Origin of the sequence: Burkholderia sp. KBS0801 (genome assembly GCF_005937855.2) — a bacterium.
GTDB lineage: Bacteria > Pseudomonadota > Gammaproteobacteria > Burkholderiales > Burkholderiaceae > Burkholderia > Burkholderia ambifaria.
Genome location: NZ_CP042177.1, coordinates 2964858 through 2978820 on the forward strand (window position 1 = coordinate 2964858; position 13963 = coordinate 2978820).

Here is a 13963-nt window from a genome sequence, read left to right on the forward strand (position 1 = left end):
TCCGACCGCCCAGCCATGACCCGAGATCCCCGCCTCACCCTCAACGCGCGCCAGCAGGAATTGCTCGAATGGGTGCAGCGCGACGGCTTCGTGACGGTCGACGATCTCGCCGCGCACTTCGCGGTCACGCCGCAGACGATCCGCCGCGACGTCAACTGGCTCGCGGACCTGAACCTGCTGCGCCGCTACCACGGCGGCGCGAGCCTGCCGACCAGCTCGGAGAACGTGTCGTACACCGCGCGCCAGCGGATGTTCCACGACGAGAAGCGGCGCATCGCGGCGCTGGCGGCGTCGCACATCCCCGACCAGGCGTCGCTGTTCATCAACCTCGGCACGACGACCGAGGAAGTCGCGCGCGCGCTGAACCGCCATCACGGGCTGCACGTGATCACGAACAACCTGAACGTCGCGTCGATGATGAGCGGCTATCCCGACTGCGAGGTGCTGATCACGGGCGGCATCGTGCGGCCGTGGGACAAGGGGATCGTCGGCGAACTCGCGATCGACTTCATCCGCCAGTTCAAGGTCGACTACGCGATCATCGGCACGTCGGCGATCGAGGCCGACGGCACGCTGCGCGACTTCGACACGCGCGAGGTGCGCGTGGCCGAGGCGATCATGCAGCATGCGCGCACGGTCTATCTCGTCGCCGACCACTCGAAGGTCGGCCGCCCGGCGCTCGTGCGCCAGGGGCATCTGAGCCAGGTCCATGCGCTTTTCACCGACAAGCCGCTGCCGCCGGAGATGGCCGACGCGGTGGCCGCCGCGGGCACCGAAGTGTACGTCGCCGAATAACACTTGCGATGCTGCGCTGCACCTGAAACTTCAAGTGAAATCAAGAAGTTGGCGCACCGACCGAACCGCTAGCGGCCCGCGTGCCTGTCAAACGGAAAATTAACGGGGCACGATTTGTCGTTGCTCGCGCGCTCGACTAGACTCCAGTTCCCCGGCCCGTTCGCCCGATCCGCCCGTGCCAAGGCGTGTGCGAACTCCCAGGCCGGCCAATACAGCTTTCCCCCCAAGCCATACCCCCGTGTGGGGTATCGCGCTGCGGCGTTCGCGCCGGCCGCGCGGGCATACTGGTCGCCATGGAGAGAACGATGCTGAGTCCGCATGAATTCGCCACGCTATTGCTTGTGAAGGACGCGCCCGATCAAACCAACATGGATCGGGACGAAATCGACGCACTGCTCGAACAGCAGCTCGTCCGCCTGGAAGGGCTCGGCTCGGGACGCAAATACTGCGTGACCGAGACCGGTGACGCCGCGTTGCGATCCATCAAATACCGATACTCCTGAACTACCGCTGGTCCTGACCTGAGCGCGCCGGCCGGATTCCCCGGCCGCGCCGCTTTTCCGCCTTTCCCGCCTCCGCCAGCTTTCCCGCGTCAGCCGCCGCGCAGCGTCGGATCGACCGCGGCCCGCCAGCTGACGGCCTGCGCGCGTGCGCCGTTGAAATACGCGACCCATCCGGCCCGCCCCGCCGCATCGGGTGCCGCATAGCGCGCCGAAAGTTCGTTTACGAACGCGCAATAGTTCGCTTGCGTGAGCCCGCGATACCGTTTCGCCACGTACGCGTCGTACAGCGTCGAGTAGACCGGCTGCGCGTCCGCGCCCCAATCGTGCGCGGTGCCGCCGCACGACGTCTGCAGGTCGACGAATGACGGCGCACGCCAGTTGCCGGCAAGCGGCGGCGTGCCGGCGCTGCACCCAGCCAGAACGACGGCGCAGGCGCCGGCCCACATCCCAATACGCATGATTCACCTCGCGAAACGGTCGATTCCGCCAGTATCGTCCGGGATCGCCGCGCGCGCTACTGGCCCCGCTTTTTCGAACTTTACTTTTTCGATTTCGTTCGTTAAATTTCGAATTCGAACATTTCATGTTCGCCCATTTCCATCAGACGATAAGGACAGCAGGTGACCCAACCGAATCGCTACGATCTGCTCGTCGTCGGCGGCGGCATCAACGGCGCAGGCATCGCGCGCGATGCGGCCGGCCGCGGCCTGTCGGTCCTGCTCTGCGAGCAGGACGACCTCGCGTCGCACACGTCGTCGTGCAGCACGAAGCTGATTCACGGCGGCCTGCGCTACCTCGAATACAACGAATTCGGCCTCGTGCGCAAAGCGCTGCAGGAGCGCGAGACGCTGCTGCGCGCGGCGCCGCACATCATGTGGCCGCTGCGCTTCGTGATGCCGCACATGCCGAACCTGCGGCCGGCCTGGCTGATCCGCATCGGCCTGTTCCTCTACGATCACCTCGCGAAACGCGAACTGCTCCCCGGCTCGCGCGGCATCGACATGCGCCGCCATGCGGCCGGCGCGCCGCTGATCGACTCGATCAAGCGCGGCTTCGTGTATTCGGACGGCTGGGTCGACGATGCGCGCCTCGTCGTGCTGAACGCGCTCGATGCGAAGGAGCGCGGCGCCGAGATCCTCACGCGCACGAAGCTTGTGTCGGCGGAGCGTCACGGCGACGAATGGGAAGCGCGGCTGCAGCACGCGGACGGCTCGATCCGCGTCGTGCGCGCGCGCGCGGTCGCGAACGCGGCCGGCCCGTGGGTCGGCGACGTGCTGCACGGCGCGCTCGGCCGCGGCGCGCAGCACAGCGTGCGGCTCGTGAAGGGCAGCCACATCATCACGCGGCGCCTGTTCGATCACGATCACGCGTACATCTTCCAGAACCCGGACAAGCGGATCATCTTCGCGATTCCGTACGAGCACGACTTCACGCTGATCGGCACGACCGACGTCGAATACACGAACGATCCCGCGAAGGTCGCGATCGATCGCGACGAGACGCAGTATCTGTGCGATTCGATCAACCGCTACTTCAAGCGCAAGATCTCGCCGGCCGACGTGCACTGGACCTATTCGGGCGTGCGCCCGCTGCTCGAGGACGAGAATGCCGCGAACGCATCGGCCGTCACGCGCGACTACCGCCTCGAGCTGGACGACGGCGCCGGCGCGCCGCTGCTGTCGGTGTTCGGCGGCAAGATCACGACCTTCCGCAAGCTCGCGGAAGAAGCCGGCGACCTGCTGTGCCGCGCGCTCGGCCGCGATGCGAAGACCTGGACCGCCGGCGCGCCGCTGCCGGGCGGCGACATCGCGAACGCGAAGTTCGACGTGTTCGCCGACGCGTTCGCGAAGCGCCATCCGTGGCTGCCCGCCGCGCTCGCGCGCCGCTATGCGCGTGCGTACGGCACGCGTGCCGAACGCGTGGTCGACGGTGCGCGCTCGCTCGCCGATCTCGGCACCGAAATCGCGCCGGGCCTGTACGACGCCGAACTGCGCTACCTGCGCGACGTCGAATGGGCGACCTGCGCGCAGGACGTGCTGTGGCGTCGCTCGAAGCTCGGCCTGCACGTCGCGCCGGGCACGCTCGACGCGGTGACGGCCGCGGTCGACGCGTGGTTCGCCGCCGCGCACGCGCCGCACGCATGATCCGTTTGCAGTTGCAGTTGTCTTACCGATGTTGATTCACCGACGCGCCGCCCGACATGCGGCGCGCATCACAACTACGCCGATCCACGGATGGAGATGAGAGACATGCAGGACCAGTACATCCTCGCGCTTGACCAGGGCACCACGAGTTCCCGCGCAATGCTGTTCGATCGCCAGGGCAATATCGTATCGATCGCCCAGAAGGAATTCGAACAGATCTACCCGCAACCCGGCTGGGTCGAGCACGACCCTCAGGAAATCTGGTCGACGCAGGCGGGCGTCGCGGCGGAAGCCGTCACCCGCACCGGCCTGAACGGCACGTCGATCGCCGCGATCGGCATCACCAACCAGCGCGAGACGACGATCGTCTGGGATCGCGAGACGGGCCAGCCCGTCTACAACGCGATCGTCTGGCAGGACCGCCGCACCGCCGACTTCTGCGATTCGCTGAAGAAGCAGGGCCTCGAAGCGAAGGTGCGCGCGAAAACCGGCCTGCCGATCGACTCGTACTTCTCCGCGACGAAGATCCGCTGGATCCTCGACAACGTGCCGGGCGCGCGCGACAAGGCGCGCCAGGGCAAGCTCGCGTTCGGCACCGTCGACAGCTGGCTCGTGTGGAACTTCACGAAGCACGAGCTGCACGTGACCGACGTGACGAACGCGTCGCGCACGATGCTGTTCAACATCCACACGCGCGAGTGGGACAGCGAGCTGCTCGAACTGCTCGACATCCCGCGCAGCATGCTGCCGGACGTGAAGGCGTCGTCGGAAATCTACGGCCACACGAAAACCACCGTGTTCGCGTCGAAGATCCCGCTCGCGGGCATCGCCGGCGACCAGCACGCGGCGTTGTTCGGCCAGATGTGCACGACGTCGGGCATGGTGAAGAACACCTACGGCACCGGCTGCTTCCTGATGATGAACACCGGCGACAAGCCGATCGAGTCGAAGAACAACCTCGTCACGACGATCGCCTGGCAGATCGGCGACGACGTGCAGTACGCGCTCGAAGGCAGCATCTTCATCGCGGGCGCGGTCGTGCAGTGGCTGCGCGACGGCGTCGGCATCATCAAGACCGCCGCCGAAATCGAAGCGCTCGCCGCGAGCGTGCCGCATACCGACGGCGTCTATCTCGTGCCGGCGTTCGCCGGCCTCGGCGCGCCGCACTGGAACGCGCGGGCGCGCGGCTCGGTGTTCGGCGTGACGCGCGGCACGACGTCCGCGCACCTCGCGCGCGCGGCGCTCGACGCGATCGCGTACCAGTCGCTCGACGTGCTGGCCGCGATGGAGGCCGATTCGGGCATCAGCATCGGCGAGCTGCGCGTCGACGGCGGCGCGAGCGCGAACGACCTGCTGATGCAGTTCCAGGCCGACCTGCTCGGCGTCGACGCGGTGCGTCCGCAGATCACCGAGACGACCGCGCTCGGCGCGGCCTACCTCGCCGGCCTCGCGATCGGCTACTGGAAGAACCTCGACGAAGTGCGCAGCCAGTGGCAGCTCGATCGCCGCTTCTCGCCGTCGATGCCGAAGGAGCAGGTCGAGCAGCGCATGGCGGGCTGGCAGCGCGCGGTGCGCGCCGCCAAGGCATGGGCCGACGACACGCAGTAACCGCAGCACACCTGTACAAACGAAATACAACAACACCGGCGGACCGCGCGGCGCGTGAGTCCGCCGTCATCTACGAGAGACAACATGTCACCTTATATTGCGGAATTCATCGGCACGGCGATCCTCGTGCTGCTCGGCAACGGCGCGGTCGCAAACGTGCTGCTTGCGAAGACCAAGGGCAAAGGCGCGGATCTGATCGTCATCGTGATGGGCTGGGCGATGGCGGTGTTCGTCGCCGTCTACGTGACGGCTTCGTTCAGCGGCGCGCACCTGAACCCGATCGTCACGATCAGCCTCGCGCTCGCGGGCAAGTTCGCATGGTCGAAGGTCGGCGGCTACATTGTTGCGCAGATGCTCGGCGGGATGGCCGGCGCGTTGCTCGTGTGGCTCGCGTATCGCCAGCACTTCGCGAAGGAAGCCGATGCGGACCTGAAGCTCGCGGTGTTCTGCACGGCGCCCGCGATCCGCAGCGTCACGCACAACGTGCTGACCGAAGCGATCTGCACGTTCGTGCTGATTCTCGGCGTGCTGTACCTCGCGTCGCCGCAGGTCGGCCTCGGCGCGCTCGACGCGCTGCCCGTCGGCTTGCTCGTGCTCGGCATCGGCATCTCGCTCGGCGGCCCGACCGGCTATGCGATGAGCCCGGCGCGCGACCTGTCGCCGCGCCTGATGCATGCGCTGCTGCCGATCCCCGGCAAGCGCGACAGCGACTGGCGCTATGCGTGGGTGCCGGTGATCGGCCCGCTGCTCGGCGGCGCCGCCGCGGCCGGCCTGTATCTGCGTCTGCACGCGATGGCCTGAGCACGTTTCTTCACTCGAGTGTGAGCGCGCGGCAGCGGCTGCCGCGCGCTTACGGTTTCTCCGCCCTTCCCTCCTCCCGTCTCCCTCCGGAAATGCTGGTCGCCGGATCGATCCGGCCGCGCAAGCAGCTCGCCGAACGGTGCGCGGCACGGCCGCGAAAGCACGTATCATGGCGGCATGATCGGCGTCGCCGACACCCGCCTTTTTCACCACCATGCTCGATCACCTTATCTGCGACTGCGACGGCGTGCTCGTCGACAGCGAAGTCATTGCCGACCGCGTGCTGTTCGAAACGCTGTCCGCCACCTTCCCCCACCTCGATTTCGAAGACGCCGCGAAGTCCGCGTTCGGCCAGCAGACGTCGCGCTTTCTCGCCGGGCTCGAAGCGCATTTCGGCATCCGGATGCCGGACGGCTTCATCGAGACCATCGAGCGCAACATCGAGACCGGTCTTGCGCAATCGCTCGCACCGATCACCGGCGTGCGCGATGCGTTGCTGAAGGTCAGCCTGCCGGCCGCGGTGGTATCGAACAGCCGGCTCGTGCGCGTGCGCAGTTCGCTGAAGCGCGCGTCGCTCACCGAAATCTTCGGCGATCGCGTGTTCAGTTCCGAGCAGGTCGCGCGGCCGAAGCCCTACCCCGACGTGTACCTGCATGCGGCACACACGCTCGGCGTCGCGCCGGCGCGCTGCATCGTCGTCGAGGACAGCGTGTCGGGCCTGAATGCCGCGCGCGCGGCGGGCATGAAGACGATCGCGTTCGTCGGCGCGAGCCACATCCCCGACAACTACGCGGATGCGCTGCGCGCGATGGGCATCACGCGGATCATGCGCAGGATGGATGAACTGCCGGCACTCGTCGCGGCCGGCCTGCGCGGCGAATTCGGCGACGTGCAGTCCTGACGAGCGGCCGCGCCGAAACGACAGAACCGGCGTGCGGCTCGATACGCACGCCGTACCGCGGGCGCATCGAGCCGCACGCCATACCGGCTGTCAGGCCGGTTCGCAGCAGCGCTCGCGCGCGGCCGCCAGCGCCTCGCGGAATTCCACCAGCTCCGCGATCGTCAGCATCGGCAGCCCGTGCTGCTGCGCGAAACGCTCGACGTCGTCGCCGCGCGTCATCGTGCCGTCCGGATTCATCAGCTCGCACAGCACGCCGGCCGGCTTCAGGCCCGCCAGGATCGACAGGTCGACCGTCCCTTCGGTGTGACCGCGACGCGCCAGCACGCCGCCCGGTTGCGCACGCAACGGAAACACATGGCCGGGGCGCACGATGTCGTACGGCTTCGCGTCGTCGGCGATCGCCGCGCGAATCGTCGTCACGCGGTCGGCGGCGGACACCCCGGTATGCACGCCTTCGCGTGCCTCGATCGATACGGTGAACGCGGTGCCGTTGCGGCTCTCGTTGGTCTGCACCATCGGCGGCAGCTCGAGCGCGCGGACCTTGTCGTCGGTCAGGCACAGGCACACGATGCCGCTGCACTCGCGGATCAGGAGCGCCATCGTCTCGGGGGTGATGCGCTCGGCGGCGACGATCAGGTCGGCCTCGTTTTCACGGTCGTGATCGTCCTGCAACACGACCGCGCGGCCCGCGCGCAACGCGTCCAGCGCGGCGGCGATGCGCGGCGGCACCGGTTCGGAATCGAGCAACGGGAGATCGGCAAAGGCGTCGGCGGGTGCCGACGAAACGGACAGGAAGGACATGTGAAACGCTCCTCGCAATTTCGATTTGGGCGAAAAACGTTTCAGGGCATTGCAAACAGACAGAACGACAACCCGCTTCGCACGCACGGCAAAGCGGCCCTGACGGACATGACTATCTGCACATCTTCTCTCATCCGGACTATGACCGTCGGCTCTGGCATTCGACCAGATCTGCTGACCCCGCGCGGATGCGCGGGCGCTCGCGGGCTCGCCGGCTTTCGCCAGCCTACCGCCGGTGGGGAATTTCGCCCCGCCCTGAAGACGCACTGATTACCGGCCGGGAGCTGCCCCGGAAAACCGGCGGGCCAAGCATACCTCAGCTGCGCGCGCCGCGCAGCGAACCACACCTAAAACCTTACTGACGACCCCGTCTAACGGCATCGTCCGAACGGCCGATAGCAGGCCGACACCAGGCCGGCGCGACCGTCCCCAACGATACCGGCAACCCGCCCGCGTTCAGCCCGCCGCGTGCGCGGCGTCGGGCACGAGCCAGCGCGGCGGCACTTCGGGGCTCACCGTCACGCGGAACGCGCGCGCCTCGGTGTCGCCCGGATTGCGCAGGCTGTACGGCTGGTCGGCGTCGAACACGATCGCGTCGCCGGTCGCGAGCAACTGGCGGCGATCGTGCACGCTGACTTCGAGCGTGCCCTCGCTCACGACCAGGTTGACCGTCGTGCCGGGCGCGCGGCGCGTGCCGGGCTCCGTGTGCAGCGGCGCGATCCGCAGCTCGTGGAATTCGGCCGCGGCCGGTTCGCCCTCCGGATACAGCGCGCGCGCCGAGAAACGGCCGCTCGAGCTCACGACGCGCGCCGCGCGCTCCGCCGCCAGGTGCTCGAAGCCGTTCACCGCGTGGCGGCGCAGGAACGCGGCGACCGACACCTTCAGCGCCGCGGCGATCTTGCAGAGCACCTTGATCGACGGCACGCTGCGTGCGGATTCGATCTGCGCGAGCATCGCGCGCGATACGCCGGACAGACGCGCAAGCGCATCGAGCGACAGCTGCCGCTCGGCGCGCAAGCGCGCGAGATTCACGCCGACGACCTGCTCGAGGACGTCGAGCGACGCGGCCGCCCGCGCGCCGGCGGCGTCGCCGGACTCGAAGGAAGACACGTCGCGCACCAGCGCCAGGGATGAAGACATAGCATGGCCTCCGGGCCGCCGTGCGGCCCTGCGAAATGGGGTGAGCCGGAATCGGGTTGCGCCACGAACGGCGCGTATCGAGACGCTATCACCCGGCCCTGCCCCCGCAAACGAAGTTATCTTCACACCGTTATCAGCATCGCGGAGGAATGCGTTCGTCGCGAACGTTTTCCCGTCGCCATGGCGTCGGCGCAGCGCCGCTCAATGCGCGGCCGGGGCCGTGCCGCGCGCCGGCGCGCGCGCATCGAGCCGCATCGCGAACCACGTGACGACGAGCGCCGCGAACGTCACCGCGACGGCGACCCACGGCAGCGCATCGAGCGCGAAGCCGTGCTCCAGCGCCAGTCCGCCGAGCCACGCACCGCCCGCATTGCCGACGTTGAAGGCGCCGATGTTCAGCGTCGACGCCAGATGCGGCGCGCTAGCGGCCTTCTCGACGACGCGCGCCTGCAGCGGCGGCACCGTCGCGAACGCGGCGATCCCCCACACGAACACCGTCGCCGCGGCCGCGACCGGCAGGTGGCTCGTCTTCGCGAACACGGCCATCACCGCCATCAGCGCGACCAGGATCGCGATCAGCGACGGCATCAGCGCGCGGTCGGCAAGCTTGCCGCCGAGCGTGTTGCCGACCGTCAGCCCGGCGCCGAACAGCACGAGGATCAGCGCGACCGCCCGCGGCGAATAGCCGGTGACGGTTTCGAGGATCGGCGCGATGTACGTGAACACGACGAACACGCCGCCGAAGCCGAGCACGGTCATCAGCAGCGCGAGCCAGACCTGCGGCTCCTTCAGCACGCGCACTTCGTGGCCGAGGCCGACGGGCCCGCCGTCATGACGGTTCGGCACCAGCAGCGCGACGCCGCCGAGCGACAGCACGCCGAGCGCGGCGACGATCCAGAACGACGCGCGCCAGCCGAGCAGCTGGCCGACGAACGTGCCGAACGGCACGCCGAGCACGTTCGACAGCGTGAGGCCCGTGAACATCAGCGCGATCGCGCTCGCGCGCTTGTCCGCCGGCACGAGCGACGCGGCGACCACCGCGCCGATCCCGAAGAACGAGCCGTGCGCGAACGACGTGACGACGCGCGCGACCATCAGCATCGCGTAGCCGGATGCGGTCGCGCACAGCACGTTGCCGATGATGAAGATCGCCATCAGCAGCAGCAATGCGGCCTTGCGCGGCATGCGGCTCGTCAGCACCGCGAGCAGCGGCGCGCCGACCGCGACGCCGAGCGCGTAGCCGGTGACGAGCAGGCCGGCCGACGGCAGCGACACCGCCAGGTCGTGCGCGACTTCGGGCAGGAGCCCCATGATGATGAATTCGGTGGTGCCGATGGCGAACGCGCTGATCGCGAGCGCCAGTAACGGGATGGGCATGACGTTCTCCGGAAGGCGGCGGACGCGGCGCCCGGTCGGTGCCGCACCGCACAAAAAAGCAGGACGTGCGCGCATTGTCCCGAATACGCCTATCTTTGATAATTGGCGTGGCATTTGAACCATTTTCAAAAAATTCTGGAAAATCCAATGGATCGACTGGGCGACATCCGGCTGTTCGTCGAAGCGGCGGAACTGGGCAGCCTGTCCGCGGCAGGGCGCAAGCTGAACCTCACGCCGGCCGCCGCGAGCGCGCGCCTCGCGAAGCTCGAGGCCAAGGTCGCGACGCGGCTGTTCGAGCGCTCGACCAGACAGCTGCGGCTCACCGACGAAGGCCGGCTCTACCTGAACTGCTGCCGGCAGGCGCTGCAGGCGCTCGACGACGCGCACGCGCTGCTGCAGGAAGGCCGCAACGTGGTGGCCGGCAAGGTGCGGCTGTCGTCGACGTCCGATTTCGGCCGCAACCAGCTGCTCGACTGGCTCGACGAATTCACCACGCTGCATCCGGGCGTCACGTTCTCGCTGACGGCGTCCGATTCGGCGTCGAACCTGTGGCAGGACGAAATCGACCTGGCGATCCGCTTCGCCGCGCCGCCCGACGGCGCGTTGATCGCGCGCCGGCTCGCCGCGAACCGGCGCGTGCTGTGCGCGGCGCCGTCGTTCGTCGCGCGCCACGGCATGCCGGCGGATCCGCACGATCTGGCCCGCTTTCCCTGCAACGTGATCACGATCACGTCGGGGCCGATGAACACGTGGCGCTTCACACGCGGCGACGAAGTACAGACTCACACGGTGCCGGTGTCGACCGCGTTCGAGACCAACGACGGCGGCCTCACCCGCGAATGGACGCTACGCGGCCACGGCATCGCGCTGAAATCGCTGTGGGACATCGCCGACGACGTGCGCGCCGGCCGGCTGCGCGTGCTGCTGCCCGACTGGCGGCACCAGGACGCGCCGCTGCACGCGATCTATCACAGCAAGCGCTACATGGCGCCGCGCGTGCGCGTGCTGCTCGACTTCCTCGCCGAACGCTTCGCGCGCGAGGAAGCGGCGCTCGACGACCTGCTGAACGCGTGCCGCTGATGCCGACACCGACGCGGGCGGCGTCGCGCCGCCCTATCGGGGTCGGAGCGCGCCGAATGGCGTCGCGCGGCCGCAACCCGCCGCCCGCCCGGGACGGCGCGTAAAGCTATAATGGAAGGCTTGCCCGACGGCTTTTCAGAGTGCACGCCACGCTCGCTCGACGCGCACCGCGCGCCCCGGTCCGCCACGCGGCGCCGGCACGAGCCGCTGCACCGCTGCAGCCGTCCCGATACACCCTTGACGACGCCCCCAGGTCAACCACTGCGAACGGCGAATCCCCATGACGAAAAAAGTTTACGTAAAGACCTTCGGCTGCCAGATGAACGAGTACGACTCGGACAAGATGGTGGACGTGCTCAATGCGGCCGAAGGCCTCGAAAAGACCGATACCCCGGAAGACGCGGACATCATCCTGTTCAACACGTGCTCGGTGCGTGAGAAGGCACAGGAAAAGGTGTTCTCCGACCTCGGCCGCGTGCGCGAGCTGAAGGAAGCGAAGCCGGGCCTGCTGATCGGCGTCGGCGGCTGCGTCGCCAGCCAGGAAGGCGCGTCGATCGTGTCGCGCGCACCGTACGTCGACCTCGTATTCGGCCCGCAGACGCTGCACCGCCTGCCGCAGATGATCGACCAGCGCCGCGCGAGCGGCCGTGCACAGGTCGACATCTCGTTCCCCGAGATCGAGAAGTTCGACCACCTGCCGCCCGCGCGCGTCGAGGGACCGAGCGCGTTCGTGTCGATCATGGAAGGCTGTTCGAAGTACTGCAGCTACTGCGTCGTGCCGTACACGCGCGGCGACGAAGTGTCGCGCCCGCTCGACGACGTGCTGACCGAAGTGGCCGGCCTCGCCGACCAGGGCGTGCGCGAAGTCACGCTGCTCGGCCAGAACGTGAATGCGTACCGCGGCGCGCTGACGGCCGGCTCGACGGAAATCGCCGATTTCGCGACGCTGATCGAATACGTCGCCGACATTCCCGGCATCGAGCGCATCCGCTACACGACGTCGCACCCGAAGGAATTCACGCAGCGCCTGATCGACACCTACGCGAAGGTGCCGAAGCTCGTGAGCCACCTGCACCTGCCGGTCCAGCACGGCTCCGACCGCATCCTGATGGCGATGAAGCGCGGCTACACGGTGCTCGAATACAAGTCGGTGATCCGCAAGCTGCGCGCGATCCGCCCCGACCTGTCGCTGTCAACCGACATGATCGTCGGCTTCCCCGGCGAGACCGAGGAGGATTTCGACAAGATGATGGCGCTCGTGCACGAGATGAGCTACGACACCAGCTTTTCGTTCATCTACAGCCCGCGCCCCGGCACGCCGGCCGCGAACCTGCACGACGACACGCCGCGCGAGGTCAAGCTCAAACGCCTGCAACATCTGCAGGCGACCATCGAGGAAAACGTCGCGCGCATCAGCCGGTCGATGGTGGGGAAGGTCGAGCGGATCCTCGTCGAGGGCCCGTCGCGCAAGGATCCGAACGAACTGTCGGGCCGCACCGAGAACAACCGGGTCGTGAATTTCCCGGCGCCGCTCGCGTCGCACCCGCGCCTGATCGGCCAGATGATCGACGTGAAGATCAACCATGCGTACCCGCATTCGCTGCGCGGCGAGCTGCTGCTCGTGACCGACGACGCGAGCGCGGCCACCCACTGACCGACTGACGCCCGACAGGAGCCCGACGCTACTTTGAAGACCGTCCAAGCACTGGAATTCACCGCGCCGCGCGACGACAACGCGCGCCTCGCCAACCTCTGCGGCCCGCTCGACGAGAACCTGCGGCAGATCGAACAGGCGCTCGACGTCACGCTCGCGCGGCGCGGCCACCGGATCACGATCCGCGGGCGCGGCGCGAAGCTCGCGCTCGCGGCGCTCGAGAACTTCTACAACCGCTCGCGCGATCCGCTGTCGGTCGACGATATCCAGCTCGCGCTGGTCGAAGTGCGTCACACCGCCGGCAACGGCCGCCAGGACACGCTCGACGTGCGCTTTCGCGGCGATCCGGACCATCCGTTCGACGAACCGGCCGTGCAGCTCGACGACGCCGCGCCCGACGAGGAACCGGGGCCGAAGCTGTACACGCGGCGCGCCGACCTGCGCGGGCGCACGCCCGCGCAGCGCGAGTACCTGAAGCAGATCCTGTCGCACGACGTGACGTTCGGCATCGGGCCGGCCGGCACCGGCAAGACCTACCTCGCGGTCGCATGCGCGGTGGACGCGCTCGAGCGCGACCAGGTCAAGCGGATCGTGCTGACGCGCCCCGCCGTCGAGGCCGGCGAGCGGCTCGGCTTCCTGCCGGGCGATCTCGCGCAGAAGGTCGACCCGTACCTGCGGCCGCTGTACGACGCGCTGTACGACCTGCTCGGCTTCGACAAGACGGCGAAGATGTTCGAGCGCCAGATGATCGAGATCGCGCCGCTCGCGTACATGCGCGGCCGCACGCTGAACCACGCGTTCATCATCCTCGACGAGGCGCAGAACACGACGCCCGAGCAGATGAAGATGTTCCTCACGCGGATCGGCTTCGGCTCGAAGGCCGTCGTGACCGGCGACACGAGCCAGGTCGACCTGCCGCGCGGGCACAAGAGCGGCCTGGTGGAGGCGCAGCAAGTGCTCGGCGGCGTGCGCGGCATCGCGCTCACGCGCTTCACGAGCGTGGACGTCGTGCGTCATCCGCTCGTCGCGCGCATCGTCGAGGCGTACGACGACTTCCACGCGCAGCACAAGGACGCGTGACGCACGGGCGGCGCCCGCGGCCCGCACCGGCCCACGGCCCGGCCCGCCCGACGGCGCGCCGGGCTTTTTTTCGCACACA

General features: G+C 68.2%; 13 protein-coding genes and 1 riboswitch. Of the genes, 9 read left to right on the forward strand and 4 right to left on the reverse strand.

Annotated elements, in window-relative coordinates; genetic code table 11:
* Nucleotides 1-15: 15 nt before the first annotated feature.
* Both FFI87_RS14115 and FFI87_RS14120 read left to right on the forward strand, forming a co-directional pair.
* Nucleotides 16-795, forward strand: coding sequence for a DeoR/GlpR family DNA-binding transcription regulator (locus FFI87_RS14115; protein ID WP_012364650.1), 780 nt, complete (start codon nt 16-18; stop codon nt 793-795).
* A gap of 305 nt (nt 796-1100) precedes the next feature.
* The gene (locus FFI87_RS14120; protein ID WP_006751304.1) at nt 1101-1298 is read left to right on the forward strand and encodes a hypothetical protein; all 198 of its coding nucleotides are present in this window, start codon (nt 1101-1103) and stop codon (nt 1296-1298) included.
* A gap of 89 nt (nt 1299-1387) precedes the next feature.
* Here the strand turns inward: FFI87_RS14120 and FFI87_RS14125 are convergent, their stop codons facing one another.
* On the reverse strand, nt 1388-1756 hold the full coding sequence (locus FFI87_RS14125) for a hypothetical protein (RefSeq protein WP_186381704.1): 369 nt from the start codon (nt 1754-1756) through the stop codon (nt 1388-1390).
* Nucleotides 1757-1918: 162 nt separating this feature from the next.
* Between FFI87_RS14125 and glpD the strand changes: the two genes are divergently transcribed.
* From glpD to FFI87_RS14145, 4 genes are all read left to right on the forward strand, one after another.
* Nucleotides 1919-3442 (forward strand): glycerol-3-phosphate dehydrogenase, encoded by a 1524-nt coding sequence (gene glpD / locus FFI87_RS14130; RefSeq protein ID WP_138847189.1) that lies wholly within the window; start codon nt 1919-1921, stop codon nt 3440-3442.
* Nucleotides 3443-3547: 105 nt separating this feature from the next.
* Nucleotides 3548-5050, forward strand: a complete 1503-nt coding sequence (glpK, locus tag FFI87_RS14135) for a glycerol kinase GlpK (protein WP_006751301.1) — start codon at nt 3548-3550, stop codon at nt 5048-5050.
* An 84-nt stretch (nt 5051-5134) separates the two neighbouring features.
* Entirely contained in the window at nt 5135-5851 is a 717-nt protein-coding gene (locus FFI87_RS14140; RefSeq protein ID WP_006757965.1) for an MIP/aquaporin family protein, read from the forward strand.
* Nucleotides 5852-6065: 214 nt separating this feature from the next.
* The gene (locus tag FFI87_RS14145; protein WP_138847188.1) at nt 6066-6752 is read left to right on the forward strand and encodes an HAD family hydrolase; all 687 of its coding nucleotides are present in this window, start codon (nt 6066-6068) and stop codon (nt 6750-6752) included.
* Between the two features lie 90 nt (nt 6753-6842).
* Here FFI87_RS14145 and ribB read toward each other — a convergent pair whose 3' ends face one another.
* The 3 genes from ribB to FFI87_RS14160 form a co-directional block, all read right to left on the reverse strand.
* Complete coding sequence (gene ribB, locus FFI87_RS14150; protein WP_006751298.1) at nt 6843-7553, reverse strand: 3,4-dihydroxy-2-butanone-4-phosphate synthase; 711 nt, start codon at nt 7551-7553, stop codon at nt 6843-6845.
* 118 nt (nt 7554-7671) lie between these two features.
* Nucleotides 7672-7820, reverse strand: a riboswitch (FMN riboswitch).
* A gap of 189 nt (nt 7821-8009) precedes the next feature.
* Nucleotides 8010-8693 (reverse strand): helix-turn-helix domain-containing protein, encoded by a 684-nt coding sequence (locus FFI87_RS14155; RefSeq protein ID WP_012364656.1) that lies wholly within the window; start codon nt 8691-8693, stop codon nt 8010-8012.
* 201 nt (nt 8694-8894) lie between these two features.
* Complete coding sequence (locus tag FFI87_RS14160) at nt 8895-10070, reverse strand: MFS transporter (RefSeq protein WP_138847187.1); 1176 nt, start codon at nt 10068-10070, stop codon at nt 8895-8897.
* 147 nt (nt 10071-10217) lie between these two features.
* Between FFI87_RS14160 and FFI87_RS14165 the strand changes: the two genes are divergently transcribed.
* The 3 genes from FFI87_RS14165 (at nt 10218) to FFI87_RS14175 (ending at nt 13884) form a co-directional block, all read left to right on the forward strand.
* Complete coding sequence (locus tag FFI87_RS14165) at nt 10218-11150, forward strand: LysR family transcriptional regulator (RefSeq protein WP_138847186.1); 933 nt, start codon at nt 10218-10220, stop codon at nt 11148-11150.
* A gap of 280 nt (nt 11151-11430) precedes the next feature.
* A complete protein-coding gene (miaB, locus tag FFI87_RS14170; RefSeq protein WP_138847185.1) occupies nt 11431-12804 on the forward strand; it encodes a tRNA (N6-isopentenyl adenosine(37)-C2)-methylthiotransferase MiaB in 1374 nt (457 codons plus the stop codon).
* A gap of 33 nt (nt 12805-12837) precedes the next feature.
* On the forward strand, nt 12838-13884 hold the full coding sequence (locus tag FFI87_RS14175; RefSeq protein ID WP_138847184.1) for a PhoH family protein: 1047 nt from the start codon (nt 12838-12840) through the stop codon (nt 13882-13884).
* The last annotated feature ends 79 nt before the right edge of the window (nt 13885-13963 follow it).